This window comes from Streptomyces viridifaciens (genome assembly GCF_001888885.2).
Lineage (GTDB): Bacteria > Actinomycetota > Actinomycetes > Streptomycetales > Streptomycetaceae > Kitasatospora > Kitasatospora aureofaciens.
In genome coordinates this window covers 2,850,941-2,874,144 of sequence record NZ_CP090841.1, presented here as the reverse complement: position 1 = coordinate 2,874,144, position 23,204 = coordinate 2,850,941, and the positions used below count along the sequence as shown (strand labels likewise).

Annotated in this window: 26 protein-coding genes; 15 read left to right on the top strand and 11 right to left on the bottom strand. The window is 73.3% G+C overall.

What is annotated here, in order from left to right; all coding sequences use genetic code 11:
- Positions 1 to 154 precede the first annotated feature (154 nt).
- From BOQ63_RS19800 to BOQ63_RS19790, 3 genes are read left to right on the top strand one after another with little or no spacing between them, the layout of a single operon-like run.
- Entirely contained in the window at positions 155 to 1,117 is a 963-nt protein-coding gene (locus tag BOQ63_RS19800; protein WP_030554374.1) for an ABC transporter ATP-binding protein, read from the top strand.
- The gene (locus BOQ63_RS19795; RefSeq protein ID WP_030287390.1) at positions 1,114 to 1,836 is read left to right on the top strand and encodes an ABC transporter permease; all 723 of its coding nucleotides are present in this window, start codon (positions 1,114 to 1,116) and stop codon (positions 1,834 to 1,836) included. Before BOQ63_RS19800 ends, BOQ63_RS19795 begins: the two co-directional genes overlap by 4 nt.
- Before the next feature lie 8 nt (positions 1,837 to 1,844).
- Positions 1,845 to 3,104, top strand: a complete 1,260-nt coding sequence (locus BOQ63_RS19790; protein ID WP_107048801.1) for a sensor histidine kinase — start codon at positions 1,845 to 1,847, stop codon at positions 3,102 to 3,104.
- 12 nt (positions 3,105 to 3,116) lie between these two features.
- Here the strand turns inward: BOQ63_RS19790 and BOQ63_RS19785 are convergent, their stop codons facing one another.
- Positions 3,117 to 3,605 carry a GNAT family N-acetyltransferase gene (locus BOQ63_RS19785; protein WP_030287394.1) on the bottom strand — a complete coding sequence of 163 codons (489 nt, stop codon included), beginning with the start codon at positions 3,603 to 3,605 and terminating at the stop codon, positions 3,117 to 3,119.
- A gap of 109 nt (positions 3,606 to 3,714) precedes the next feature.
- On the opposite strand from BOQ63_RS19785, the gene BOQ63_RS19780 reads away from it, so the two are divergent.
- Positions 3,715 to 4,344, top strand: a complete 630-nt coding sequence (locus tag BOQ63_RS19780; protein WP_030287396.1) for a response regulator transcription factor — start codon at positions 3,715 to 3,717, stop codon at positions 4,342 to 4,344.
- Positions 4,345 to 4,347: 3 nt separating this feature from the next.
- Here the strand turns inward: BOQ63_RS19780 and BOQ63_RS19775 are convergent, their stop codons facing one another.
- Complete coding sequence (locus tag BOQ63_RS19775; protein ID WP_370863231.1) at positions 4,348 to 5,256, bottom strand: transglutaminase family protein; 909 nt, start codon at positions 5,254 to 5,256, stop codon at positions 4,348 to 4,350.
- A gap of 31 nt (positions 5,257 to 5,287) precedes the next feature.
- The gene (locus tag BOQ63_RS19770) at positions 5,288 to 6,298 is read right to left on the bottom strand and encodes a GNAT family N-acetyltransferase (RefSeq protein ID WP_030554376.1); all 1,011 of its coding nucleotides are present in this window, start codon (positions 6,296 to 6,298) and stop codon (positions 5,288 to 5,290) included.
- A 133-nt stretch (positions 6,299 to 6,431) separates the two neighbouring features.
- Between BOQ63_RS19770 and fdxA the strand changes: the two genes are divergently transcribed.
- Positions 6,432 to 6,758, top strand: coding sequence for a ferredoxin (fdxA, locus tag BOQ63_RS19765; RefSeq protein ID WP_030287402.1), 327 nt, complete (start codon positions 6,432 to 6,434; stop codon positions 6,756 to 6,758).
- Between the two features lie 20 nt (positions 6,759 to 6,778).
- Positions 6,779 to 7,927, top strand: coding sequence for a succinyldiaminopimelate transaminase (gene dapC, locus BOQ63_RS19760; protein WP_046386879.1), 1,149 nt, complete (start codon positions 6,779 to 6,781; stop codon positions 7,925 to 7,927).
- A 60-nt stretch (positions 7,928 to 7,987) separates the two neighbouring features.
- On the opposite strand, the gene BOQ63_RS19755 is transcribed toward dapC, so the two are convergent.
- Both BOQ63_RS19755 and BOQ63_RS19750 read right to left on the bottom strand, forming a co-directional pair.
- Positions 7,988 to 8,782, bottom strand: coding sequence for a hypothetical protein (locus BOQ63_RS19755; RefSeq protein WP_223886337.1), 795 nt, complete (start codon positions 8,780 to 8,782; stop codon positions 7,988 to 7,990).
- 308 nt (positions 8,783 to 9,090) lie between these two features.
- On the bottom strand, positions 9,091 to 10,158 hold the full coding sequence (locus BOQ63_RS19750; RefSeq protein WP_167344909.1) for a VldE C-terminal domain-containing protein: 1,068 nt from the start codon (positions 10,156 to 10,158) through the stop codon (positions 9,091 to 9,093).
- Positions 10,159 to 10,303: 145 nt separating this feature from the next.
- Between BOQ63_RS19750 and dapE the strand changes: the two genes are divergently transcribed.
- Positions 10,304 to 11,380 carry a succinyl-diaminopimelate desuccinylase gene (dapE, locus tag BOQ63_RS19745; protein ID WP_030287411.1) on the top strand — a complete coding sequence of 359 codons (1,077 nt, stop codon included), beginning with the start codon at positions 10,304 to 10,306 and terminating at the stop codon, positions 11,378 to 11,380.
- A gap of 111 nt (positions 11,381 to 11,491) precedes the next feature.
- Positions 11,492 to 12,301: an LOG family protein gene (locus tag BOQ63_RS19740; RefSeq protein WP_046386880.1), complete on the top strand. Its 810-nt coding sequence runs from the start codon at positions 11,492 to 11,494 to the stop codon at positions 12,299 to 12,301.
- A gap of 62 nt (positions 12,302 to 12,363) precedes the next feature.
- On the opposite strand, the gene folP is transcribed toward BOQ63_RS19740, so the two are convergent.
- Positions 12,364 to 13,176 carry a dihydropteroate synthase gene (gene folP, locus BOQ63_RS19735; RefSeq protein WP_046386881.1) on the bottom strand — a complete coding sequence of 271 codons (813 nt, stop codon included), beginning with the start codon at positions 13,174 to 13,176 and terminating at the stop codon, positions 12,364 to 12,366.
- Positions 13,177 to 13,356: 180 nt separating this feature from the next.
- Here folP and BOQ63_RS19730 point away from each other — a divergent pair, with 180 nt between their 5' ends.
- Together BOQ63_RS19730 and BOQ63_RS19725 are read left to right on the top strand one after the other, a co-directional pair.
- A complete protein-coding gene (locus BOQ63_RS19730; protein ID WP_063737820.1) occupies positions 13,357 to 13,815 on the top strand; it encodes a DivIVA domain-containing protein in 459 nt (152 codons plus the stop codon).
- Positions 13,812 to 14,408, top strand: coding sequence for a DNA-3-methyladenine glycosylase I (locus BOQ63_RS19725; RefSeq protein WP_030287419.1), 597 nt, complete (start codon positions 13,812 to 13,814; stop codon positions 14,406 to 14,408). The genes BOQ63_RS19730 and BOQ63_RS19725 overlap by 4 nt, the downstream gene beginning before the upstream one ends.
- A gap of 28 nt (positions 14,409 to 14,436) precedes the next feature.
- Here BOQ63_RS19725 and BOQ63_RS19720 read toward each other — a convergent pair whose 3' ends face one another.
- On the bottom strand, positions 14,437 to 15,237 hold the full coding sequence (locus BOQ63_RS19720; RefSeq protein WP_072654708.1) for an enoyl-CoA hydratase-related protein: 801 nt from the start codon (positions 15,235 to 15,237) through the stop codon (positions 14,437 to 14,439).
- A gap of 295 nt (positions 15,238 to 15,532) precedes the next feature.
- On the opposite strand from BOQ63_RS19720, the gene BOQ63_RS19715 reads away from it, so the two are divergent.
- A complete protein-coding gene (locus BOQ63_RS19715) occupies positions 15,533 to 15,700 on the top strand; it encodes a DUF3117 domain-containing protein (RefSeq protein WP_070043274.1) in 168 nt (55 codons plus the stop codon).
- A gap of 109 nt (positions 15,701 to 15,809) precedes the next feature.
- Here BOQ63_RS19715 and BOQ63_RS19710 read toward each other — a convergent pair whose 3' ends face one another.
- Positions 15,810 to 16,442 (bottom strand): O-methyltransferase, encoded by a 633-nt coding sequence (locus BOQ63_RS19710; RefSeq protein ID WP_030287423.1) that lies wholly within the window; start codon positions 16,440 to 16,442, stop codon positions 15,810 to 15,812.
- A gap of 174 nt (positions 16,443 to 16,616) precedes the next feature.
- On the opposite strand from BOQ63_RS19710, the gene sigE reads away from it, so the two are divergent.
- From sigE to BOQ63_RS19690, 4 genes are all read left to right on the top strand, one after another.
- The gene (sigE, locus tag BOQ63_RS19705) at positions 16,617 to 17,459 is read left to right on the top strand and encodes an RNA polymerase sigma factor SigE (RefSeq protein ID WP_223886262.1); all 843 of its coding nucleotides are present in this window, start codon (positions 16,617 to 16,619) and stop codon (positions 17,457 to 17,459) included.
- Entirely contained in the window at positions 17,456 to 18,472 is a 1,017-nt protein-coding gene (locus tag BOQ63_RS19700) for an anti-sigma factor family protein (RefSeq protein ID WP_051835561.1), read from the top strand. Before sigE ends, BOQ63_RS19700 begins: the two co-directional genes overlap by 4 nt.
- Before the next feature lie 121 nt (positions 18,473 to 18,593).
- On the top strand, positions 18,594 to 19,028 hold the full coding sequence (locus BOQ63_RS19695) for a sec-independent translocase (RefSeq protein WP_030287429.1): 435 nt from the start codon (positions 18,594 to 18,596) through the stop codon (positions 19,026 to 19,028).
- 213 nt (positions 19,029 to 19,241) lie between these two features.
- Positions 19,242 to 19,916 (top strand): hypothetical protein, encoded by a 675-nt coding sequence (locus tag BOQ63_RS19690; protein WP_030287431.1) that lies wholly within the window; start codon positions 19,242 to 19,244, stop codon positions 19,914 to 19,916.
- Between the two features lie 85 nt (positions 19,917 to 20,001).
- Here BOQ63_RS19690 and BOQ63_RS19685 read toward each other — a convergent pair whose 3' ends face one another.
- The 3 genes from BOQ63_RS19685 to BOQ63_RS19675 all read right to left on the bottom strand — a co-directional run bounded on the left by BOQ63_RS19685 (position 20,002) and on the right by BOQ63_RS19675 (position 23,130).
- Positions 20,002 to 21,162, bottom strand: a complete 1,161-nt coding sequence (locus BOQ63_RS19685; RefSeq protein WP_030287433.1) for an Mrp/NBP35 family ATP-binding protein — start codon at positions 21,160 to 21,162, stop codon at positions 20,002 to 20,004.
- Positions 21,163 to 21,218: 56 nt separating this feature from the next.
- The gene (locus BOQ63_RS19680) at positions 21,219 to 21,734 is read right to left on the bottom strand and encodes a DUF1003 domain-containing protein (protein ID WP_046386574.1); all 516 of its coding nucleotides are present in this window, start codon (positions 21,732 to 21,734) and stop codon (positions 21,219 to 21,221) included.
- Positions 21,735 to 21,843: 109 nt separating this feature from the next.
- Positions 21,844 to 23,130, bottom strand: coding sequence for a magnesium transporter MgtE N-terminal domain-containing protein (locus BOQ63_RS19675; RefSeq protein ID WP_030287437.1), 1,287 nt, complete (start codon positions 23,128 to 23,130; stop codon positions 21,844 to 21,846).
- Positions 23,131 to 23,204 lie beyond the last annotated feature (74 nt).

Sequence of the window (23,204 nt, the reverse complement as noted above, 5' to 3'; positions counted from 1 at the left end):
CGGCACCCCCGAGCGGGGCGCCGGCCGCCGGCATGACATCCGTCATACCGAAGGCACGACGGCCGACACTGCCGCCGGCCCCCGCCCGCGCGGGACTCTGAGGTGGTGCGGACAGGACCGCACGCGACAACCGTCAGGGGAGAGGAGCCGGGCGATGGCTTCCGAGGTGGCCGCCTTCCGCGGCGTCGGCAAGAGCTACGGGCGGGTGCGCGCCGTGGACGGGCTGGACCTGGTGCTCCGGCCGGGCGAGACCGTCGCCCTGCTCGGCCCGAACGGCGCCGGGAAGTCCACCAGCCTGGACCTGCTGCTCGGCCTGCGCGAGCCCGACCAGGGCAGCGTCACGCTGTTCGGCGGCACCCCGCGGGCGGCGATCGCGGACGGGCGGGTCGGCGCGATGCTGCAGAGCGGCGGGCTGATGACCGACGTCAAGGTCCGCGAGCTGGTCGAGCTCGCCTGCAAGGTGCACCCGCGCGGTCGGTCGGTCACGGGGGTGCTGACCGACGCCGGGATCACCGAGATCGCCGAACGCCGGGTGGACAAGCTGTCCGGCGGCCAGGAGCAGCGGGTCCGCTTCGCCCTGGCGATCGCCGGCGACAGCGACCTGATCGTGCTGGACGAGCCCACCACCGGCATGGACGTCAGCGTCCGGCAGGGGTTCTGGGCGAGCATGCGCGCCCAGGCCGACGCCGGCCGCACGGTCCTGTTCGCCACCCACTACCTGGAGGAGGCCGACTCGATCGCCGACCGCGTCCTGGTGCTGCACCGGGGCCGGCTGATCGCCGACGGCAGCTCCGCGGAGATCAAGGCGCGGGCCGGGGCCCGCCGGATCGCCTTCGAGATCCATGACGTCGACCTCTCCTCGGCCGCCGTCCCGTTCGACGAGACCGTGCTGCGCGCCCTGCCGGGCGTGCAGTCGCTGGACGTCACCGCCCGCGTCCCGGGGGTGCGGACGGTGCGGATCCGGACCGCCGACGCCGACGCGGGCGTGGCCGGGATCTATCGGGCGGGCCTGTACCCGCGCGGCCTGGAGGTCACCGGGGTCGGTTTGGAGCAGGCCTTCCTGACCATCACCGGCGAGCTGGACAAGCAGGACCTGGCGGAGGAGAGCGCGCGATGACCACCCTGATCAAGCTGGAGATCCTGCGGACCCTCCGCAACCGGCGCTACCTGTTCTTCACCGTCGTCTACCCGGCGCTGATGTACGTCTTCTTCATCAACGCCTACGGCTCCGGCAACCAGGCCGGCGGACTGCCCGTGAAGACCTACTTCATGGTGTCGATGGCCACCTTCGGCGCGGTCGGCGCGGTGCTCTCCGGTAGCGCCCAGCGGATCTCGCTGGAGCGCAAGAGCGGCTGGGTGCGGCAGCTGCGGCTGACCGCGCTGCCCGGCCGGGCGTACACCGTCGGCAAGATCGCGTCGACGGCGGTGACCACGCTGCCGGCGATCCTGGTTGTCTTCGTGGTCGGTGCCACCCAGGGCGTCTCGCTGAGCGCGCCGCAGTGGATCGGGCTGGCGGCCGCGCTGTGGCTGGGCAGTTTCGTCTTCGCCGCGCTCGGAGTGGCGCTCGGCTACGCGGCGGCGCCGGACGCGGTGCAGCCGATCGTGATGATCACGTACATGGCGATGGCGCTGCTCGGCGGCACCTGGTTCCCGGTGAGCGGCTCGCTGGAGAAGTTCGCCCGGTTCAACCCGGTGTTCCTGTACAACAAGCTGGCCACCTTCACCCAGCCCGGGCACTCCCTGGACCTGGTCGCGGTCGCCGGGCTGGCCGCCTTCTTCGCGGTGTTCACCGCCGCCGCCGCAGCGCTGTACCGGCGCGACACCCGCCGGGCATGATGATCCACATGAGTGACGCGCGCCGGACCCACCGCACCGACGAGCAGCCGGAGGCGGGTGCGGCGCGCGCGTCGTTCATGAACTCCCCCGGCTCCCCGGTGGAGACCAGACGGCAGCTGCTGGTCAAGGTCGCCTGGATGCTGCTGTGGATGACCTACCTGGCCTACCCCGCGGGCGACCTGATCAACGGCGGCCACAGCCTGGTCGGCCAGGTGCTCGGCTGGGGCTGCCTGGCGGTCTTCGTGGTCTCCTACGTCCTGCTGGTGATCTTCCGCTCGCAGGCGGGGATGAAGCCGCGGGCCTGCCGGGTGATCGTCGGGACGATGATCGTGCTCGCGGTGGTGTCCTCGTTCGCGCTCGGCGGCGCCTTCCTGACCATGTTCATCTACGCCTCGGTGTGCCTGGCGGTCATCAGCCCGCCGAAGCACGCGTTGCGCGCGCTGGTCGTCATGGCCGCGCTGACCGCCGCGACCGGCCTGCTGGTCCACGCCGGGAACGACAACATCTCCACCTTCGCGCTCAGCGCCTTCCTCTCCGGCGTCGCGATGACCGGCCTGCAGCGGCTGGTCGAGACCATGAAGGAACTGCGCGAGGCCCGGGCCGCGGTGGCCCACCTGGCCGCCTCCGAGGAGCGGCTGCGGCTCGCCCGCGACCTGCACGACCTGCTCGGGCACTCGCTCTCGCTGATCACCCTGAAGAGCGAGCTGGCCGGGCGGTTCATGGACGCCGGCAAGGACGAGGCGGCGCGGGCCCAGGTCGCCGACATCGAGCAGGTCGCCCGGCAGTCGCTGATCGACGTGCGGGAGGCCGTGACCGGCTTCCGCCGCCCCACCCTGCCGGTCGAACTCGCCGCCGCCCGGACCGCCCTGTCCGCCGCGCAGGTCCGGCTGGAGGCCGCGCCGGAGCTGGTGGACGCCTGGCCGTCGCTGGCCAACGAGGAGGCGGGCGCACTGGCCTGGGCGCTGCGCGAGGCCGTCACCAACATCGTCCGGCACGGCGAGGGTGCCACCGTCTGCACGGTGACGGCGGACGAGACATGGGAGGGCAGCGGCGAGCGCTACGCCGTCCTGGAGATCACCGACAACGGGCGCGGACCGGGCAAGTCCCAGCCGGGCAACGGCCTCTCGGGCCTGGACGAGCGCCTCGCCCTGGTCGGCGGACGCCTGGAGACCGGCCCGGGCGAGCGCGGCAAGGGCTTCCGCCTGCGGGCCTGCGTACCGCTGCGCACGGTGTCGGCCCCGTCCGAGCCGCCCAAGGTGGTCTCCTAGCCGTCCGGTCCCTCAACTGCCTTCCAGGCCACGGTGGTACCGGACGGCCGGGCGGCCGTCCAGCAGGAACTCGGCGATGACGGCGAACCCGTTGTGGGCGAGGACAGCCATCGAGGCGGGGTTGTCGAGCGTGGTGACGGCGGTCAGGGAGCGCAGACCGTAGCTGTGGGCGGCGAGCCGGCGGACCTGGGCGACGGCCGCCTTGGCGACGCCCCGCCCGGCCGCGGACTCGGCGATCCGGTAGCCGAGTTCGGCGCTGCCGTCCACGAGGTCCATCAGGTTGATGCGACCGACGAGGGTTCCAGTCGGATCGAGGACCACGTGGAACCGGCAGACGCCCGCGGCCTGTTCGGCGAGCAGCGCGGCGTGGCGCTCGGCGAACCCGGCGAAGTAGGCGTCGCCGCGGTCGGGCACGGTACGGGCGAACCAGGCCCGGTTGGCCAGTTCGAAGGCGAACACGGCGTCGGCGTGGTCGGGGCGCAGCGGCTCCAGGGTCAGCATCCGGCCAGTCTCGCGCCCACCGACTCGGTGCACCATCCAATTCCGCCCCCGGGCCGACCGCCCGGCCCCTGGCGGAGGGTCAGGCCCGGCCCCCTCTAAGGTCGTGGCCATGGGTAACGCAGAGAACAGTCCCTCGATCCGCGTGCTGCTCGCCGAGGACCAGGGGATGGTCCGGGAGGCGCTGGCGGCGTTGCTCGGGCTGGAGGGGGACATCGACGTCGTCGCGCAGGTGGGTCGCGGGGACGAGGTGGTGGCGGCGGTGCTGGCGAACGACGTGCAGGTCGCCGTGCTGGACATCGAGATGCCGGGTATGACGGGCATCGAGGCGGCCGCCGAGCTGCACCGGCAGGCGCCCGGGACGAAGGTGGTGATCGCGACGACCTTCGGACGTCCCGGGTACCTGCGCCGGGCGATGGAGTCCGGGGCGGACGCCTTCCTGGTGAAGGACGCGCCCGCCTCCGAGCTGGCCGAGGCGATCCGCCGGGTGCTGCGCGGGGAGCGGGTGATCGACCCGGCGCTGGCGGCGGCCGCGCTGGCCGAGGGCGCCAACCCGCTGACGGCGCGCGAGCGGGACGTGCTGGGCGCGGCCGCGGACGGCGCGGTGAACGCGGACATCGCCAGGCGGCTGCACCTGTCGGAGGGGACGGTCCGCAACTACCTCTCGATGGCGATCCAGAAGACCGAGGCGCGCAACCGCACCGAGGCGGTCCGGATCGCCCGCGAGAAGGGCTGGCTCTAGCGGCTAGTTGAGCCGGTGGCGGGCCGCCCGGGCCTCCTGGCGGACCTTGGCGGCGGTGTCCGGGTCGAAGGCGTCCAGGATCTGGGCGTAGGAGTCCATCTCCGCCGAGCCGCGGAGGAAGTCACCCATCCGCACCAGGAGTTCGGCCCGTTCCAGCCGGAGCTGGGCCGGGTGGCGGGGGAGCAGCAGGGCGAGTTCGGTGGCCCACAGCTGGGTACGGGCGTGCTCGGGCCGGTCGGAGGCCCAGACCCGGATGTTGCCGAGCACCCGCAGCACGATGTCCAGTGGCTGTGCCGGGGTGAGCAGGGCGGGGGCGAAGTCGTGCCCGGCGGCGGCGACCAGGCGTTCGGCGTCGGCCGGGTCGAGCAGCCGTCCGCCGTGGAAGGGGTCGGCGAGGACGTACTCCTCGCCGCCGGCCGGTCCGCCGACCGCGACGATGAAGTGCCCGGGCAGCGCGATGCCGTGGACGGTGAGCCCGGCGCGCCGCCCGACCTCCATCCACACCAGGGAGAGCGTGATCGGCAGTCCGCGCCGCCGTCTCAGCACGTCGGGCAGCAGCGAGGACTCCAGCCGGCGGTAGTCGGACTGGCGTCCGTGGAACCGCTCCCGCCCGCCGAGCACGGCGGCGAGCAGGGCGGCGGTCTCCTCCGGTCCGGCGGGCGAGCGTTCGGCGACGGCGGCCCGGACGGCCGCCGCGTGCCGGTCGAAGGCGGCCTCGCAGGCGGCCAGCAGGGTGTCCACGCCGGGCGGTTCGCCCGGATCGCCCGGGTCGAGCGCGGGGTCGTGCTCGGCGGCGGCGAGTAGGCAGAGCAGCACCGGGTCGGGCTGCTCGGCGCGGGCGGCGGTCCGGAAGCGGTCTCTGCTCTGCTCGGTCACGGTGACGGCGGCGGCCTTCGTACGACGGGCGGACAAGCGGACATACCAGGGCGGAACGGTCGGGCGGCTACTCCTGGGGAAGAAGCGCGTAGTGGTAAGTGTGACTGGTCGTGAAGCCGAGTCCGTCATAGAGCGCGATCGCACCGCCGTTCTCCGCCTCGACCTGCAGGTACGCGCCGCTCGCCCCCTCCTCCGCCGCGCGGGCGGCGAGCACCGCCATGACCGCCGTCGCCAGTCCGGCCCGCCGGGCGTACGGCTGCACCTCGACCGCGCCGAAGCAGGCCCACGGGCCGTCGACGACGCAGCGCCCGATCGCCAGCGGAGGCTGCCCCTCGGCGCCGGGGACGGTGGCGAACCAGACCGAGGGGCCGCCGTGCAGGACCTGCCGGGCGGCCTCCTCCACGCCCGGGTCCGCGCTCACCCGGCGGTAGAGCGACATCCAGCCGGCGTCCGCCGTCCGGGAGAGCCGCACCCTCTCGTGCCCTGCGCCGGACCGGGCGACCGCGGCCAGCGGCGCGGTGAGCACCAGGGTGGGCGCGTAGCCGGCGCCCAGCCGGTCGAGTTCGGCGCGCAGGTCCTCGGGCGATCCGGGGGAGATCACCTCGACGTACGCGGGCAGTGCCCGCTCCGCGTACCAGGCCCGCACGGCGGCCAGGGCCTGGGGCAGCGGCAGTCCCGGGTCGCCGAGCGCCTGGACGGAGTTGGCCCGCCGGGTGAATCCGGCCGCGGCGCGCAGTGTCCACTCGCCGAGCCGTTCCTGTTCGACGGCCGGCCAGCCGCGCCCGGCGATCCGCTGCAGTTCGACCGCGGTGGCGGTGGGCAGCGGCGCCCGCCGGGCCGGGAACGGCGGCACGACCTTGCCCGCGACCAGCAGTTTCTCCGGGAAGGCGACCGGCCCGCCCGCGCGCGGCTCGACCACCAGTCCGTGATCGTCCCATGATGTGAGAACGCCGATCGCATCGCGGAACACCGGGCGGTCGTCCACGAACTCCGAGAGGCGTCGCACGGACACGCGAAGTCCCACGTCAGAGCGATCTATCCGGACTTCTGGACGGCTCTCCAGCGAGTCTCGGGTCATGATCCGGCCACCTCCTGTGCATTTGCGGTCCCCGACCCGCGATACTAGGGGCGGGCATCGACGACGCCGCGCTCACCGCGCACGCGAGCAGAACAGAACGGGCCGCCAGGCCCTTCCGAGGAGGAACGACAGCGTGACCTACGTCATCGCGCAGCCTTGTGTCGACGTGAAGGACAAGGCGTGCATCGAAGAGTGCCCGGTTGACTGCATCTACGAGGGCCAGCGTTCCCTCTACATCCACCCGGATGAGTGTGTCGACTGTGGCGCTTGCGAGCCGGTCTGCCCGGTCGAGGCGATCTTCTACGAGGACGACACTCCGGAGGAGTGGAAGGACTACTACAAGGCGAACGTCGAGTTCTTCGACGACCTGGGTTCGCCCGGTGGCGCCTCGAAGCTCGGCCTGATCGAGCGGGACCACCCGTTCATCGCGGCCCTGCCGCCGCAGAACGCCGACCACTGACGATCGGTGGCTACTGAGCTGTGAGCACGAACAGCACGCGCGCGCCGTTCCCGGGCCACCCGGGGGCGGCGCGCCGCGTTTCCGACCGGCTGCCCGTCTTCCCCTGGGACAAGCTGGAGCCCTACAAGGCCACCGCCCTCGCCCACCCCGGTGGCCTCTGCGACTTCTCCGTCGGCACCCCCGTCGACCCGGTCCCCGAGGTGATCCAGAAGGCGCTGGCCGCCCACACCGACACCCCCGGCTACCCGACCGTCTGGGGCCCGCTGGAGCTGCGCGAGGCGATCGCCGGCTGGCTGCACCGCCGCTGCGGCGCCGAGATCGGCCCCCGGGCCGTCCTGCCGACGGTCGGCTCCAAGGAGCTGGTGGCCTCGCTGCCCACCCAGCTCGGCCTCGGCCCCGGCGACCAGGTCGCCTATCCGCGGCTGGCCTACCCGACCTACGAGGTGGGCGCACGGCTGTGCGGCGCCGAGCCGGTCGAGTACGACTCGGTGGACGAGCTGGACGGCTCCCGAGTGCGCCTGCTCTGGGTGAACTCGCCGTCCAACCCGACCGGCCGGGTGCTCGGCACGGACGAGCTGCGCCGCGCCGTCGAGTGGGCCCGGGAGCACCGGGTGCTGCTGGTCAGCGACGAGTGCTACTTCGAGCTGGGCTGGGAGGCCGAGCCGGTCTCCGTGCTGCACCCGGACGTCTGCGGGGGCGACCACGAGGGCCTGTTGGCCGTCCACTCGCTCTCCAAGCGCTCCAACCTGGCCGGCTACCGTGCCTCCTTCGTGGCGGGCGACCCGGTGGTGGTGGCGGAGCTGCTGGGGCTGCGCAAGCACGGCGGCATGATCGTGCCGGCGCCCGTCCAGGCGGCGACGATCGCGGCGCTGACGGACGACGCCCACGTGGCCGAGCAGCGGGAGCGGTACGCGGCCCGGCGCTCGGCGCTGCGGGCGGCGCTGGAGGCGTACGGCTTCCGGGTCGAGCACTCCGAGGCGAGCCTGTACCTGTGGGCGACCCAGGACCGCCCGTGCTGGGAGACGGTGGCCGAGCTGGCCGCGCTGGGCATCCTGGTGGCGCCCGGCGACTTCTACGGGCCGTCCGGCGACCGCTTCGTCCGGGTCGCGTTCACCGCGACCGACGAGCGGGTCGCCGCGGCCGTGGAGCGGTTGGCCGCCGCGCGCTGACGGGACGTCGAAGGGGGCCGGTGCTGTTCGGCACCGGCCCCCTTCGGCTTGCCGGGAGGACTACAGCGGCAGGCCGTTGAGGTTGCCGCCGTTGATGCCGTGCAGCAGGCCGCCGAGCGGGCCGAGCGTGTTGGTCACGCCGGACAGGCCGGACAGCGGGCTGTTCGGGCCCAGGTCGGCGCCGCCGAGCCGGTTGGCCGAGCCGTGCTCCGCGAGGCCCAGGACGTCGGTGGCGGGCAGGCCGCCGGGCACCGCGTGCTCGACCGAGCCGAGCGGCAGGGCGCGCTCCACGGCGCCGGTCGGCAGCGCGTCGGTGACGGTGCTGGTGCCGGGGACGGCGCTGGAGAGCCGGTCGGCGCCGGGCAGGGCCTGGGAGAGCCCGCCGACCGGGTTGGTGCCGGCGGTGGCGCTGCGGGTGCCCGTGCCCTTGCCGGTGACGGCCTCGCCGAGCTTGCCGGCCAGGGTGGAGGCGACCCTCGGGGTGACGGCGGAGAGCTGGCCGGTGGTGGCGGCGGTCTGGTCGACCGGAGCGGTCAGCGAGCCGGCCTTCTCGTTCGCCTCGGGGAGCTGGTGGGCGACGATGTTGCCCGCGGCGTCGGCGGAGGCCGGCACGCCCGCGGCGACGGTGGCCGCGCCGGTGGTGCCGGCCGCCTGGCCGAGCTGGTGGGTGGTGTGCTGCAGGGTGGAACCGGTGTCGGTGTTGGTCAGCTGGCCCAGCGGCGCCGCGAGGTCGCTCTTGGGAAGCAGGGCGTCCCCGCCCAGGGCGGACGCGGAGCCGGCCGCGACCAGCGGGGTCGCTCCGGCCGCCACGACGAGCGCGGCCTGGGCGATCCGGCGCGTGAGGGGGTGAGACATGGGGCTCCTCGAAGGGGTCTGGGTCCGTCCCGTCCGCCGGGTGGACGATCCGAGCGTGGACGGGACCTGGCGGACGACGTTGTTACCGCTTGAGGAGCCAGAAGGTTTCGGCCTGGGCGCGAAAGCGCCTGGCCGAACATCGGATCGTATGACCGCAGCAGGGGAGCTCACCGGGCCCTGCCGGACGCCGTCGAACCGGCCCCAACAAGGGGAGTGACGGTTCCCCACCGGGGTTCGCCGGAACGGGCGGTCGGTCCACCGGGGTTGACCGGAATCACCCGTCCGGCGGCAACCCGAACGAATGTGCGTCAGCCCTGGCCGGACGGCGCCAGGGTGACCTGGACGAGCTTGGTCGACGTCCCCGAGGTCTGGGTCTGCCAGCCGTCCTCGGACTCGGTCTTGCGCCAGATCTTCCCGTCGTAGGCGACCGTCGCGATGCCCAGCTGCTGCGCCTGGGCGACCGCCCAGTGGGCCACCTCCCAGCCGCTGGTCCGCTCGGCGCTCGCCCCGGCGTCGGCCCCGGAGTCCGCCGAGGAGGTCAGAGCGGTGGTGGCCGGGTCGGGGGTCAGCGCGACGGCGTGCTCGGCGCCCTTGATCGTCGAGCTGTAGCCGGCGGCCGAGGTGACGGTCCGGCCGAACTCCCGGCGTACCCGGTCCGACAGCACCTGGGTGCGGTCCGGCAGCGCGACCGGGGTCGCCGAGGCGCCCGCGGTCGGCGACGGCGAGTCGGCCGGGTCCGGCTTGGCGTAGTCGTGCACCACGCAGCTGAACGAGGCGGGCTCACGGCCGGCCAGCGCCGAGGTGAGCAGCGTCGCCTTGGTCTCGTGCTTGGCGTACGCCTGCGGGTAGCCGCTCTTCTGCACCGCCTGGGCCGCGTCGGTCAGCGGCATCCGGGTGTAGCCGGGCACCTTGACCAGACCGTCCAGGAACTTGTTGGTCGCGTACACCGGGTCTGCGATCTGCTCCGGGGTGCCCCAGCCCATCGAGGGCCGCTGCTGGAACAGGCCGATCGAGTCCCGGTCACCGCCCGCGAGGTTGCGCAGCTTGGACTCCTGCATGGCGGTCGCCAGCGAGATCGCGGTCGCCCGGTCCGGCAGCCCGCGCGAGCGCGCCACTGCGGCGATCGTCGCGGCGTTGGCGGCCTGCGGCAGCTCGAGCGTGCCGCTGCCCGCCGCGGTCTTCACCGAGCACTCCTCCGAGGCGCCCTGCCGGAACCCGAACCACCAGATCCCGACCACCGCCAGACCCGCGACCATCGCCAGGCCGAGCAGTCCGACCAGCACGAGCAGCAGCGCGCGCACCGGACCGCGGCGCCGGGGCGCCACATCGTCGCCCGGCTCCTCGCCCAGCTTCTCGCTGTGCCTTCTCCTGGCCACCGTCGCCCCTCTCGCGCCCGCCGTCTTGATCCGACACCGTACCCACTCGGACGGGTGTACGGCGCACTCCGGTTTCCGATCAGGTGGCGTTCCGTGTCACAGCACGACCACCCAGGGCACATGGCGGCGAGGCTAGGCTGACGCCATGAGCAGCCCGAACCCGACGCCCCTGGACCTGACCCTCGACGGCGGCACGCTGACCGCCCGCCTCGTCGACTTCCCCTCGGTGAGCGGCGACGAGCAGGCGCTCGCCGACGCCGTCGAGGCAGCCCTGCGCGGCTACCCGCACCTGACCGTGGACCGCTACGGCAACAACGTGGTGGCCCGGACGAACCTGGGCCGCGCCGAGCGCGTCGTACTGGCCGGTCACCTGGACACCGTACCGATCGCCGACAACCTGCCGTCGTACGTCGAGGGCGACCTGCTCTACGGCTGCGGCACCTCGGACATGAAGTCCGGCGTGGCCGTCGCGCTGCGGCTCGCCGCCACCCTGCCCGAGCCCAACCGCGACCTCACCTACGTGTTCTACGACTGCGAGGAGGTGGAGGCCCACCGCAACGGCCTCGGCCACCTCGCCAAGGACCGCCCGGAGTGGCTGGCCGCCGACTTCGCGGTGCTGATGGAGCCCAGCGACGCCATGGTCGAGGGCGGCTGCCAGGGCACCCTGCGGGCGCAGGTCCGGCTCACCGGCGTGCGCGCCCACGCGGCCCGCAGCTGGCTCGGCGACAACGCCATCCACCGCGCCGCCGAGGTGCTCACCCGGCTCGCGGACTACCGGCCGCGCCGGGTGGAGATCGACGGCCTGGAGTACCGGGAGGGCCTCAACGCGGTGCGGATCGACGGCGGCGTGGCCGGCAACGTGATCCCGGACGAGTGCGTGATCACCGTCAACTTCCGCTACGCGCCCGACCGCAGCGAGGCCGAGGCGGAGAAGCACGTCCGCGAGGTCTTCGACGGCTTCGAGCTGACCGTCACCGACTTCGCCCCCGGCGCCCTCCCCGGTCTGGCCCAGCCCGCAGCCAAGGCCTTCCTGGCGGCCACCGGCGGCCAGGCCCGCGCCAAGTTCGGCTGGACCGACGTCGCCCGGTTCAGCGCCCTCGGCATCCCGGCGGTCAACTACGGTCCCGGCGACCCGAACTTCGCCCACAAGCGGGACGAGCACTGCTCGCTGACCGCCATCGCCGAGACGGAGGACCGGCTGCGCGCCTGGCTGACCAGCTGAACCGAAACGTTCGGGGCCGACCGAACCGGCGGTCGAACTCCACCTTCCGGTTGCCCAACCGACCTTCTCCCGTTGCCTGAAAACGGGGGAGGGCGGGCGTAGGGTTTCGTCATGACAGGCACAGGAGACGACAAGCACTACGGACACGGCCCCGAGCAGGTCGGCGTGCCGCGGAAGAAGAAGGCCTGGCCCGAGAAGCAGAAGGGCCCGGTGCTGGTGCGCCGGGACCAGGTCGGCACCAGCACCACGGACCAGCGCCTGCTGGACACCACCGGTCCCACCGACTGGCTGCACACCGATCCCTGGCGGGTGCTGCGGATCACCTCCGAGTTCGTCGAGGGCTTCGGCGCCCTCGCCGAACTCCCGCCCGCCGTCAGCGTCTTCGGCTCGGCCAGGACCCCGGTCGGCTCGCCCGAGTACGAGGCCGGAGCGGCCATCGGCCGGGCCCTCGCCGAGGCCGGCTACGCGGTGATCACCGGCGGCGGCCCGGGCGCGATGGAGGCCGCCAACCGCGGCGCCTCGGAGGCCGGCGGCCTCAGTGTCGGGCTCGGCATCGAGCTGCCCTTCGAACAGGGCCTCAACGAGTTCGTCGACCTCGGACTGAACTTCCGTTACTTCTTCGTCCGCAAGACGATGTTCGTCAAGTACGCGCAGGGCTTCGTCGTCCTGCCCGGCGGACTCGGCACGCTGGACGAACTGTTCGAGGCGCTCACCCTGGTGCAGACGAAGAAGGTCACCCGATTCCCGGTGATCCTCTACGGCAGCGCGTACTGGGGCGGCCTCTACGAGTGGCTGAAGAACACCCTGGTCGCGCAGGGCAAGGCGGCCCCGCACGACCTGGAGCTGTTCCACATCACCGACGAGGTCGACGAGGTCCTGAAGATCCTCGCCGAAGCCCGTCGGCCCGTGAGCGACATCTAGGACCTGTCTTCGAGCCCGCGTCCGCGGGACGGAGGCGAGCCGAGCGCCGTCGAGAGGGGGCCCTACGCCAGCCCCCGGCGGGCGACCGCCGGGGGGCGGGTGCCCCGGATCGAGGCGACCATGTCCAGCACCTGGCGGGTCTCCTCCACCTGGTGCACCCGGTAGACCTGGGCGCCCAGCCAGGCCGAGACCGCGGTGGTGGCCAGGGTGCCGAGGAGCCGCTCGTTCACCGGGCGGTCCAGGGTCTCGCCGACGAAGTCCTTGTTGGAGAGCGAGACCAGCACCGGGAAGCCGGTCGCGGTCATCTCCGGCAGCCGCCGGGTGGCCTCCAGCGAGTGCCGGGTGTTCTTGCCGAAGTCGTGCCCGGGGTCGATGATCACCGCGTCCCGGCGGACGCCCAGCTCCACCGCCCGCTCGGCGAGGCCCACGGTGACCCGCAGGATGTCCGCCATCACGTCCTCGTACCCGACCCGGTGCGGCCGGGTGCGCGGCTCGGCGCCGCCCGCGTGGGTGCACACCAGTCCGACGTCGTGGCGGGCGGCCACCTCGGCGAGCTTCGGGTCCACCCCGCCCCAGGCGTCGTTCAGCAGGTCCGCGCCCACCTCGCAGACCGCCTCGCCGACCTCGTGCCGCCAGGTGTCCACGCTGATCACCGCCTCGGGGTGGCGCTTGCGCAACTCGGCCACGAAGGGCACGGTGCGCCGCAGCTCCTCCTCGACCGTGACCTCGTCGCCCGGGCCGGCCTTCACCCCGCCGATGTCCAGGACCGCCGCGCCCTCGGCCATCGCGCGGTCGGCGGCGGCGAACGCGGCCTCGTCGGCGAAGGTCGAGCCCTTGTCGAAGAACGAGTCCGGGGTCCGGTTCACGATCGCCATGATCACCAGCTCGTCGTCACCGAATTCCCGCGGTCCCAGGCGCAGTGCCACCGATGTCTCCTCCACAGCTCCTACGGGTGCGATGATGGCCCCCGGCCTCACCAGGGACCATGCTGTCATGATCAGCCCGGTTCCCTGGCACCTCGGAGGAGGCCGACCGGGAGTTCGGGAGGACAGCTCGTGTTCTGGGTGATCGTGGTCGCCATGGCCGTGGTGGTCGGCGGCGCCGCGCTGGTGGCGCTCGGCGGGGGCGGCTCGATGCCGGAGGCGGTGCCGGACCGCATCGCCGTGCGGCTGCCGCAGGACCGCCCGCTGCACAAGGCGGACGTCGACGACCTGCGCCTGCCGATGGCCGTGCGCGGCTACCGGATGGACGAGGTGGACGACGTCCTGGACCGCCTCGGCGCCGAACTCGCCTACCGCGACTCGCGGATCGCCGAGCTGGAGGCCGCCGCCCACCTGCGCGGCGCGGTCGAGGCCACCACCGCCCCCGACCCGGCCGCCGAACCGCTGCCCGGCCTGGAGTCCTTCGCCCAGGTGGTCGAGCCCGCCGTCGAGAAGCCCGCCGTCGCGCTCGCCAAGGAGCCGGTCCCCGAGGACGCGAAGCCGGTGACGGGGAAGCCGGTGGAGGACCAGTGACCGAGCCGTTCGACGGTGCCGTCCTGGGCGCGGACGGCCTGCGCCGCTGCGGCTGGGGCGACTCCACCGACGACTACCGCGTCTACCACGACACCGAGTGGGGCCGCCCGGTGCACGGCGACGACGCGCTGTTCGAGCGGGTCTGCCTGGAGGCCTTCCAGTCCGGCCTGTCCTGGCTGACCATCCTGCGCCGCCGGGAGGGCTTCCGGGCCGCGTTCGCCGGCTTCGAGATCGGCAAGGTCGCCGAGTTCGGCGAGGCCGACAGGGAGCGGCTGCTCGCCGACACGGGCATCATCCGCAACCGGGCCAAGATCGACGCGGCGATCGCCAACGCCAGGGTCGCCCGCGACCTGGACGGCGGACTGGACGCGCTGATCTGGCAGTTCGCCGCCGACCCGGACCGACCGGCCCCCCGCACGCTGGGCGAGGTGCCGGCCGTCACCCCCGAGTCGACGGCGCTGGCGAAGGCGCTGAAGAAGGCGGGCTTCCGCTTCGTCGGCCCGACCACCGCCTACGCCCTGATGCAGGCCTGCGGCCTGGTCGACGACCACCTGGCGGACTGCCACGTCCGCACCGGCGGCGGGAAGCGGTAGGCGGCGGGAACCGGTAGGGCGCCGGCTCTCAGCGCCCGACGTACTTCGGCTTCTCCTTGGCGATGAAGGCGCGCACCGCGATCCGGTGGTCCTTGCTCTCCCCGGCCAGGGTCTGCAGCTCGTCCTCCTTGTCGAGCAGTTCGTCCAGTGAGTGCGAAGCGCCGTACGCCAGCGACTCCTTGACGGCTCCGTAGGCCACCGTCGGGCCCTCGGCCAGCTCGCGGGCGAAGACCCGTGCGGTGGCGGCGAGTTCCTCGGCCGGCACGACCTTGGTGGCCAGGCCCAGCTCCATCGCCTCGGCGGCCTTGACCGTCCGGGGCAGCATCAGCAGCTCGGTGGCCTTGGCGTGCCCGACCAGCCGGGGCAGCGTCCAGGACGCGCCGGAGTCGGCGGTCAGGCCGATCCCGGTGAAGGCGGTGTTGAAGCCGGCCCGGTCGGAGAGGATCCGGAAGTCGCAGGCGAAGGCGAGCGAGGCGCCCGCCCCGGCCGCCACCCCGCCGACCGCGGCGACGGTCGGCTTGGGCATCCCGGCCAGCGCGCGGGTCAGCGGGTTGTAGTGCTCGGCGACGGTGCGCAGCGCGCCCTCGCCGGTCTCCTCGAAGCGCTTCAGCAGGGCCAGGTGCTCGTTGAGGTCCTGTCCGACGCAGAAGGCCCGCTCGCCCGCGCCGGTCAGCAGCACCGCGCGCACCGCCGGGTCCCCGGCCGCCTCGATCACGGTGTCGCGCAGCGCCACCTTGGTGGCGACGTCGAGGGCGTTCATCGCCTCCGGTCGGTTGATGGTGATGACGGCCAGGCCGCCGTCCAGCTCGTACAGCACGGAATCCGACATGGGCGAGGGCTCCCTGGTGATCGTCGCGTGGGTGGTGGTGCCAGGATGCCGGAGCACGGGGTGGCGTGGGGAGTGTGAGGTATCGCACCTTCCGGCCGTACCGGTACCGCCGCCACGCCGGGGCTTATGACGCCAATTGCGGTGGTTGCGGCCGGTCCGGCCCTGGTTGCACCGAGAGTGATGTTGGTCATCAGGCCGTGGCATGCGGGATAATGGCTTCCGATCAATGCGTTCGATACCGGCGGTGGACGGACTGCCGGTGCGTAGCTGAGCGGTTGCAGGAAGGGGAACGAGCATGGCGGCCATGAAGCCGCGGACGGGTGACGGCCCGCTCGAAGTCACCAAAGAGGGGCGGGGCATCATCATGCGCGTTCCGCTCGAAGGCGGCGGACGCCTCGTGGTGGAGCTCACGCCTGACGAGGCCAAAGCCCTGGGCGATGCCCTGATGGAGGTCACCGGCTGACCGCAGCGGGTGCTCGTCGTCTCCTGGAGACGTACCGCCGGGCCCGGGCACGACGTCATGTCGGCCCGGGCCCGCGCGTTCCCCGCGGTCAGGACAACCGGGGCAGGTCCTAGCGCTTGACGGCGCAGAGCAGCCCGTCCGAGACCGGCAGCAGCGCGGGCAGCAGCGCGTCGCTCTCCCGCACGTCGCGGACCAGGTCCCGCACGGCGCCGGTCTGCGGGTCCTGCAGCTCGGGCTCGGCGAGGCGGCCCTCCTGGAAGACCCCCTCGAAGCAGACCATGCCGCCGGGCCGCAGCAGCCGCAGCGACTCCAGCAGGTACTCGCGGGACTCGGCTGGGTCCCCGTCGCAGAACACCAGGTCGTACTGGCCGTCGGCGAGCCGGGGGAGCACCTCCAGGGCCCGGCCCGGTATGAACCGTGAGCGGTTGGCCGCGAACCCGGCCGCCTGGTAGGCCTCGCGGGCCAGTTGCTGGCGCACCGGCTCCGAGTCCACCGTGGTGAGCACGCCGTCCGGCCGCATCCCGCGCAGCAGGTAGACCCCGGACACCCCGGTGCCGGTGCCGATCTCGGCCACCGCCTTGGCGTCCAGTGCCGCGGCCAGCAGCCGCAGGCACGCCCCGCCGCTCGGCCCGATGGCCCGTATGCCGGTGCGCGCGGACTGCGCCCGGGCGTAGGTCAGCACCGCGTCCTCGCCCACGTAGGTGTCGGCGAGGGCCGCGCGCGCGGGCCCGAACTCGCTGATGGCTGCCTCTTTCGGAGCCCCGGGCGGCGGCCCGGCGCGGAGGGATGTCGATATTTCCTGCCACAGATTACTGGCCGGGCGGGAACCGCGTACGGCGGCGGGCCGTTGTCACTCAGGACCGGGTGCACAAGGCCTCCCGGGCACTTTTATCCGGGCTTGACGGGTGAGGTGGATATGGTGGTGGCCCTGCTGGGCAGAAGAGCCGACCGAGGAGGTGTGGCCGAGGGCGACGTCCCTGTGCGGCGGCACTTCCGCGGCACCTCGTCGGCCCGTACGCCGAAGCCCGTGATGAACCAGCCTGCGCACTCCGACCTGGACCAGCCCGCCGCCGAGACGCCGGCCGCCGGTACCACCGAGGCCCCTGTCCTCGCGACCTTCGCCGAGGGTCCCGACGCGCAGACCTGGACTCCGCCCACGTGGGAGGAGATCGTCGAGGCCCACAGCGCGCGCGTCTACCGCCTCGCCTACCGTCTGACGGGCAACCAGCACGACGCCGAGGACCTCACCCAGGAGGTCTTCGTCCGGGTGTTCCGTTCGCTGTCCACCTACACCCCCGGCACGTTCGAGGGCTGGCTGCACCGGATCACCACCAACCTGTTCCTGGACATGGTCCGCCGCCGCCAGCGCATCCGCTTCGACGCGCTCGGCGAGGACGCGGCCGAGCGGCTCGCCTCCCGTGAGCCCAGTCCGGCCCAGCACTTCAGCGACACCCACTTCGACGCCGACGTGCAGCAGGCCCTGGACACCCTCGCCCCGGAGTTCCGCGCCGCCGTGGTGCTCTGCGACATCGAGGGCCTGTCCTACGAGGAGATCGCCGCCACGCTGGGCGTCAAGCTCGGCACCGTCCGCAGCCGCATCCACCGCGGCCGCTCCCACCTGCGCGCCGCGCTCAAGCACCGCGCCCCCGGCTCGGCGCCGGGCCGCGAGCGCCGCGGTGGCTCGGAGGAGCCGGTGCCGGTGGGCGCCGTCGCCGAGGTCGCGGCCGCACCGGGCGGGCGCGGACGGAGGCGATCGTGAGCGGAAGCAGCCGGTCCGGTCCGGACCGTTCGGATGCGTCCGACCGGTCCTCGACCTGGCGGGGCTGGGCCCTGCCGGGCCGCCGCGGCGCCGGGGATCCGGCGGGCGGCGAACCCGGTGACCCCGTGCTGCCCGCCGTTCCGCTGCCCGCCGACACGGCCCTGCGCGCGGTGCCCGTACGGCCCGTCGAACCCGCGGTCGAGGAGCACCACCTCGGGGACCGGCTGTCCTCCTTCCTGGACGGCGAACTCGGCCACGACTCCCGCGAGCGGGTGCTGGCCCACCTGGCGACCTGCCCGCAGTGCAAGGCCGAGGCCGACGAGGGCCGGTCCGTCAAGCACCTGCTGACCCGCGCCGACACCCCCGGCCCGTCCTCCGCGCTGATGGCCCGGCTGATGGCCGTCGGCAGCCTGCCCGAGGACGCCCCGGCGGACGCCGACTGGCCGCCCCGGCGCGGCCGCGACGACGACGACCTGCCCGGCGGCGGGGTCCCCGCCGCCGGCACCTTCGGCGGCAGCAGGCTCACCGGTGGCACCTTCGGCCGCGGCGCCGGCGCCTCCTTCGGCGCGGGCGCGCTCGGCGCCGACGCCCCGCTGCCCGGGGTCGACCCGCGTGCCTTCGGCCGCGGCTCGGTGCTGCGGCCGCTGATGGGACGGCGCACCGCCCGTCCCGAGGCCCCCGCCGGGCCGCAGCCCGCCGCGGCCGCCGTCCGCCCCTCGGCGGCCCGCGGACGCCGGCTGGTGTTCGCCGCCGCGGGCGCCTTCTCGGTCGCCGCGGTGACCCTCGGCGGCGTCGGCGGCGGGCTCACCCAGGGCGAGGAGCAGCACGGCACCACGGTCAGCCCGGTCGGCGGCAGCGGCACCAGCGGCCGCACCGGTCTGGTCCCGATGACCGCGCAGGTCCCGGTGGACTTCCCGGGCCGCCCGGTGGCCGCCGACCGCGACCCGAACCCGTCCTCGTCCCCGGAGCGCTTCCTGGGCAACATCGCCGCCCTGCGCCAGCAGATCCGCTAGAACAGCGTTTACCCGGGCCACCGGCCGGTCTTTACCACGGCTTCATCCCGCTGTGGACCAGGGACCCGCCGGTGGCCATTACGCTGTAGGAACCGTCGTCCGACGAGCTAGGGAGCAAAGGTTGTTCAGCGACGTAGGTGGGCTGGAGATCCTGACCCTGATCGTGATGGCGATCATCATCTTCGGTCCCGACAAGCTACCGAAGCTGATCCAGGACACCATGGGCTTCATCCGGAAGATCCGTTCCTTCGCCGACACCGCGAAGGAGGACATCCGCAGCGAGCTGGGCCCGGAATTCAAGGACTTCGAGTTCGAGGACCTCAACCCCAAGACCTTCGTCCGCAAGCAGCTGATGGGCGACGAGCAGGACCCGCTGGGCCTGAAGGGCATGAAGGACTCGCTCGACATCCGCTCCGTCCTGGACGACAAGCCCGCCGCGCCGGTGAACGGCCGCGCGGGCAGCGTGGGTTTCGACAAGGCCGCCCCGGCGCCCGCCTCCGCCGGCGCCCCCCTGCAGCCCGGCGAGCGGCCCCCGTTCGACCCCGACGCCACCTGAGCGCACCGGGTCCCCACCCGGCGCCACCGCCCCGCCCGGCCGCCCGGCTGAGCGGGGCGGTGGCGTGTGCGCCGCTATTGTGCTGATTGTTCCCGCTGAGCCGTCCGTCACATCCGCGTCCGCGCGGACCAGGAACGGCCCCCGGGAACGCCGAGGTACGCCACCATGGGAGCGCGCCACGGCAGGCACACGTGCGTTTGAGGAGGCCCGGGGATGGACGCGACGAGTCAGGCGGGAGGGGCGACGGCCACGGCCGGCGGCCCGGTGGTCGGCGGGCAGGCCGGTCCGGCGGACCCGCTGCTGCCCTACCTGTCCGCCGACTTCCCCTGGTACGGCCTGGACGAAGGCTGGACCGGCCGCCGCTTCCTGATGCAGGCCGGCGCCGGCGGCGCCCGCGCCGGGGCGGCCGGCGTCGACTACGGCACCCTCGGCCACGGCGACGAGCCGGCCCGGCAGTTCGAGCCGCGCGACCTGCGGAAGTTCGCCGTCGTGGTCACCGTCGCCCGCCGGGGCAGCCGCCGCAGCGCCGACAACACCGGCACCCTGGAGGCGACCTCCGCCTCCTCCGCCGCCTGGCTGGCCGGCTCCGGCCTGCTCGCCGCGACCTGGCCCGGCCAGCTGGACCGCACGCTGCGCCAGGACTGGCTGGACCAGCAGAGCACCCTCGCCTGGGACCTCGCGGACGACCTGGCCGGCCCCGGCTGGTCCACCCTGAGCCTGCCGGTCAACGGCCTGCCGCAGCCCTTCCGCTACCGCGAGTCCGAGTACGGCTGGGTGCTCGCGGGCGAGGCCCCCGGCGTGCTGCTCGGCGCCTTCGGCCGGGGCGTCAGCGCCTACGGCATCGGCTTCTCCACCGTCCCGGACCTGAGTGGATACACCCGGCCGTAGCGCCCGTGGATACGCCGAGGGGCCGGGTGGTCACCACCCGGCCCCTGAGTCCGTGTCTCCCGGCGCGTCCGGTGTTCGCGTCCGGTCAGAACTTGTTCTTGGGCGTCAGTCCGAGCGACATCCCCGCCAGCCCGCGCTGGCGGCCGCCGAGCTTGCCGGCCACGGCGCGCAGGGCGGCGCCGGCCGGGGAGTCCGGGGCGGCCAGCACGACCGGACGGCCGTCGTCGCCGCCCTCGCGCAGCCGGACGTCGATCGGGATCGAGCCGAGCACCGGCACGGTCGCGCCGACGGTGCGGGTGAGCGCCTCCGCGACGGTCTGGCCGCCGCCGGTGCCGAACACGTCGATCATCTCGTCGCAGTGCGGGCACGGCATGCCGGACATGTTCTCGATCACGCCGACGATCTTCTGGTGGGTCTGCACCGCGATGGTGCCGGCCCGCTCGGCCACCTCGGCGGCGGCCATCTGCGGGGTGGTGACGATCAGGATCTCCGCGTTGGGGACCAGCTGCGCCACCGAGATCGCGATGTCGCCGGTACCGGGCGGCAGGTCCAGCAGCAGGACGTCCAGGTCGCCCCACCACACGTCGGCGAGGAACTGCTGCAGCGCGCGGTGCAGCATCGGGCCGCGCCAGACCACCGGGGCGTTGCCCGGGGTGAACATCCCGATCGAGATGACCTTCACGCCGTTCGCCTGCGGCGGCATGATCATGTCCTGGACCTGGGTGGGCCGGCCCTCGACGCCCAGCATGCGGGGCACGCTGTGGCCGTAGATGTCGGCGTCCACGACGGCGACCTTCAGCCCGTCCGCGGCCATCGCCGCGGCCAGGTTGACCGTCACCGAGGACTTGCCGACACCGCCCTTGCCGGAGGCGACGGCGTAGACCCGGGTCAGCGTGCCCGGCTTGGCGAACGGGATCTCCCGCTCGGGGGCGCCGCCGCGCAGCAGCTGGGAGAGTTCCTTGCGCTGCTCGTCGCTCATCACGTCGAGTTCGACCTCGACGCCGGTCACGCCGGCGACCTTGCCGACCGCCTCGCGGACCCGGGTGACGATGGTGTCGCGCATCGGACAGCCGGAGACGGTCAGGTAGACCGCGACGCGCACCGCACCGTCCTCGGCGATCTCGACCGATTTCACCATGCCGATCTCGGTGATCGGACGGTTGATCTCCGGGTCGTTGACGGTCGCCAGCGCCTGACGTACGGAGTCCTCCGTGACGCCGGCCGCGACCTCTGTCTCGTTGGCCATGCCTTGATGGTACGGCGCCGGGCGTACTGCTTAACCGGCCGGTAGCGTGCCGCCGGTCACAAGGACTCGGCGGCGTCCCGTCGTTCGTCGATCTCCTTGAGCAGCGACTGCAGCTCCGAGCGGATGAAGTCGCGGGTCGCCACCTCGCCGAGCCCGTGCCGCAGGGCGGCGACCTCGCGGGCGAGGTACTCGGTGTCGGCGATGTTGCGGTCGCTGCGGGCCCGGTCCTGCTCCATGTTGACCCGGTCCCGGTTGTCCTGCCGGTTCTGCGCCAGCAGGATCAGCGGCGCCGCGTACGAGGCCTGCAGCGACAGCACCAGGGTCAGGAAGATGAACGGGTACTCGTCGAAGCGCGCGGCCGGCGGCAGCATGGTGTTCCAGAGCACCCAGACGACGATCACCACCGTCATCCAGACGATGAACCGCCCGGTGCCGAGGAAGCGGGCGATCCGCTCCGACAGCACGCCGAAGGCCTCGGGGTCGTAGGAGGGCAGGGTGAGCAGGCCGGGGCGGGCGGTGCGCGGCTGGTCGAGCCGGACGCGGTTGGATCCGGTGATGGGGGAGGTCTCCAGGCGGTCCCGGCCGCCGCCCTCACGGGTGCGCAGTTCGCGCAGCTGGCGCAGTTCCCGCAGTTCCCCCTGCAGGCGCCGGCGCGCGGAGTCGCTCGGCCGTGCGTTGCGGTCACCGTCCACCGTGCATCTCCTCTCTGTCGTCGTCCCCGGCGTGCAAGTCGGCGTCGCGCCAGTCCTCGGGCAGCAGGTGGTCGAGCACGTCGTCGACGGTCACCGCGCCGAGCAGGTGGTCCGCCTCGTCCACGACCGGCGCGGCCACCAGGTTGTACGTCGCCAGGTAGCTGGTGACCAGCGACAGCGGGGTGTCCGGCGGCAGCGCGTCCAGGTCGTCGTCCACCAGCTCGCCGACCAGGACGTACGGGGGCTCGCGCAGCAGCCGCTGGAAGTGCACCGTGCCCAGGTACTTGCCGGTCGGGGTCTCGTTCGGCGGTCGGCAGACGTACACCTGGGCGGCCAGCGCGGGCTTGTGGTCGCGGATCCGGATCCGGGCCAGCGCCTCGGCGACCGTCGCGTCCGGCTCCAGGACGATCGGCTCGGTGGTCATCAGACCGCCGGCGGTGTCCTCCTCGTAGGACAGCAGGCGGCGGACCGGTGCGGCCTCCTCGGGCTCCATCAGCCCGAGCAGCCGTTCGGCCTCGTCGCCGGGCAGCTCGGAGAGCAGGTCTGCGGCGTCGTCCGGGTCCATCGCCTCCAGGACGTCGGCCGCCCGCTCCTCCTGGAGCTTGCCGATGATCTCGACCTGGTCGTCCTCGGGCAGCTCCTCCAGGACGTCCGCGAGCCGTTCGTCGGGCAGCGCGGCGGCCACCTCGGCGCGGCGCTTGGCGGACAGGTGGTGCATCACGCTGGCGAGGTCGGCCGGGCGCAGCTGTTCGAAGGTGGCGAGCAGGTTGGCCGCGCCCTGGTCCTGCTCGGGCAGCGAGAAGCCGGTGACGTCCTGCCAGTCCAGGGTGAGCCGCTCGCCCTTGCCCTTGCGCAGCCGGGAGGCCCGGCCGACCTGGACGAAGACCTTGCTGACCTCCCACTCGCGCAGCCGGGTCTGCACCATGCCGACGTCCAGCACGGTGACGTCCTCCCCGGTCTTGGTCCAGGTGACGGTGCGGTCCAGCAGCTCGGCGAGCACCAGGGTTTCGGCCGGGCGCTGCTCGAAGCGGCGCAGGTTGATCAGGCCGGTGGTGAGCACCTGACCGGACTCCAGGCTGGTCACCCTGGTCATCGGCAGGAAGATCCGGCGCCGGGCGACGACCTCGACCACCAGACCGAGCACCAGCGGCGGGCGGCCGCCCAGACGCAGCGAGACGACCACGTCCCGGACCCGCCCGACCTGGTCGCCGTTGGGGTCGAAGACCGCGATGGCGGAGAGGTGGGAGATGAAGACCCGGGTGCCTGGCCCTGCCATGAACTCCCTCGACTCGCTCGACTCCGTCCGGCATGCGCCGGGGCGCACGTTCGGCCAAGGCTACCCGTGCGGCG

Coding starts and splice junctions, on each gene's coding strand:
- dapE (WP_030287411.1), top strand. CDS start 10,304: ATGAGCAGCCCGAACCCGACGCCCCTGGACCTGACCCTCGACGGCGGC.
- BOQ63_RS19755 (WP_223886337.1), bottom strand. CDS start 8,782: ATGTCTCACCCCCTCACGCGCCGGATCGCCCAGGCCGCGCTCGTCGTG.
- BOQ63_RS19770 (WP_030554376.1), bottom strand. CDS start 6,298: ATGACCCGAGACTCGCTGGAGAGCCGTCCAGAAGTCCGGATAGATCGC.
- BOQ63_RS19720 (WP_072654708.1), bottom strand. CDS start 15,237: ATGTCGGATTCCGTGCTGTACGAGCTGGACGGCGGCCTGGCCGTCATC.
- BOQ63_RS19675 (WP_030287437.1), bottom strand. CDS start 23,130: ATGGCAGGGCCAGGCACCCGGGTCTTCATCTCCCACCTCTCCGCCATC.
- folP (WP_046386881.1), bottom strand. CDS start 13,176: ATGGCGATCGTGAACCGGACCCCGGACTCGTTCTTCGACAAGGGCTCG.
- BOQ63_RS19790 (WP_107048801.1), top strand. CDS start 1,845: ATGAGTGACGCGCGCCGGACCCACCGCACCGACGAGCAGCCGGAGGCG.
- BOQ63_RS19795 (WP_030287390.1), top strand. CDS start 1,114: ATGACCACCCTGATCAAGCTGGAGATCCTGCGGACCCTCCGCAACCGG.
- BOQ63_RS19800 (WP_030554374.1), top strand. CDS start 155: ATGGCTTCCGAGGTGGCCGCCTTCCGCGGCGTCGGCAAGAGCTACGGG.
- BOQ63_RS19685 (WP_030287433.1), bottom strand. CDS start 21,162: ATGGCCAACGAGACAGAGGTCGCGGCCGGCGTCACGGAGGACTCCGTA.
- sigE (WP_223886262.1), top strand. CDS start 16,617: ATGGTGGTGGCCCTGCTGGGCAGAAGAGCCGACCGAGGAGGTGTGGCC.
- BOQ63_RS19785 (WP_030287394.1), bottom strand. CDS start 3,605: ATGCTGACCCTGGAGCCGCTGCGCCCCGACCACGCCGACGCCGTGTTC.
- BOQ63_RS19780 (WP_030287396.1), top strand. CDS start 3,715: ATGGGTAACGCAGAGAACAGTCCCTCGATCCGCGTGCTGCTCGCCGAG.
- BOQ63_RS19690 (WP_030287431.1), top strand. CDS start 19,242: ATGGACGCGACGAGTCAGGCGGGAGGGGCGACGGCCACGGCCGGCGGC.
- BOQ63_RS19740 (WP_046386880.1), top strand. CDS start 11,492: ATGACAGGCACAGGAGACGACAAGCACTACGGACACGGCCCCGAGCAG.
- BOQ63_RS19715 (WP_070043274.1), top strand. CDS start 15,533: ATGGCGGCCATGAAGCCGCGGACGGGTGACGGCCCGCTCGAAGTCACC.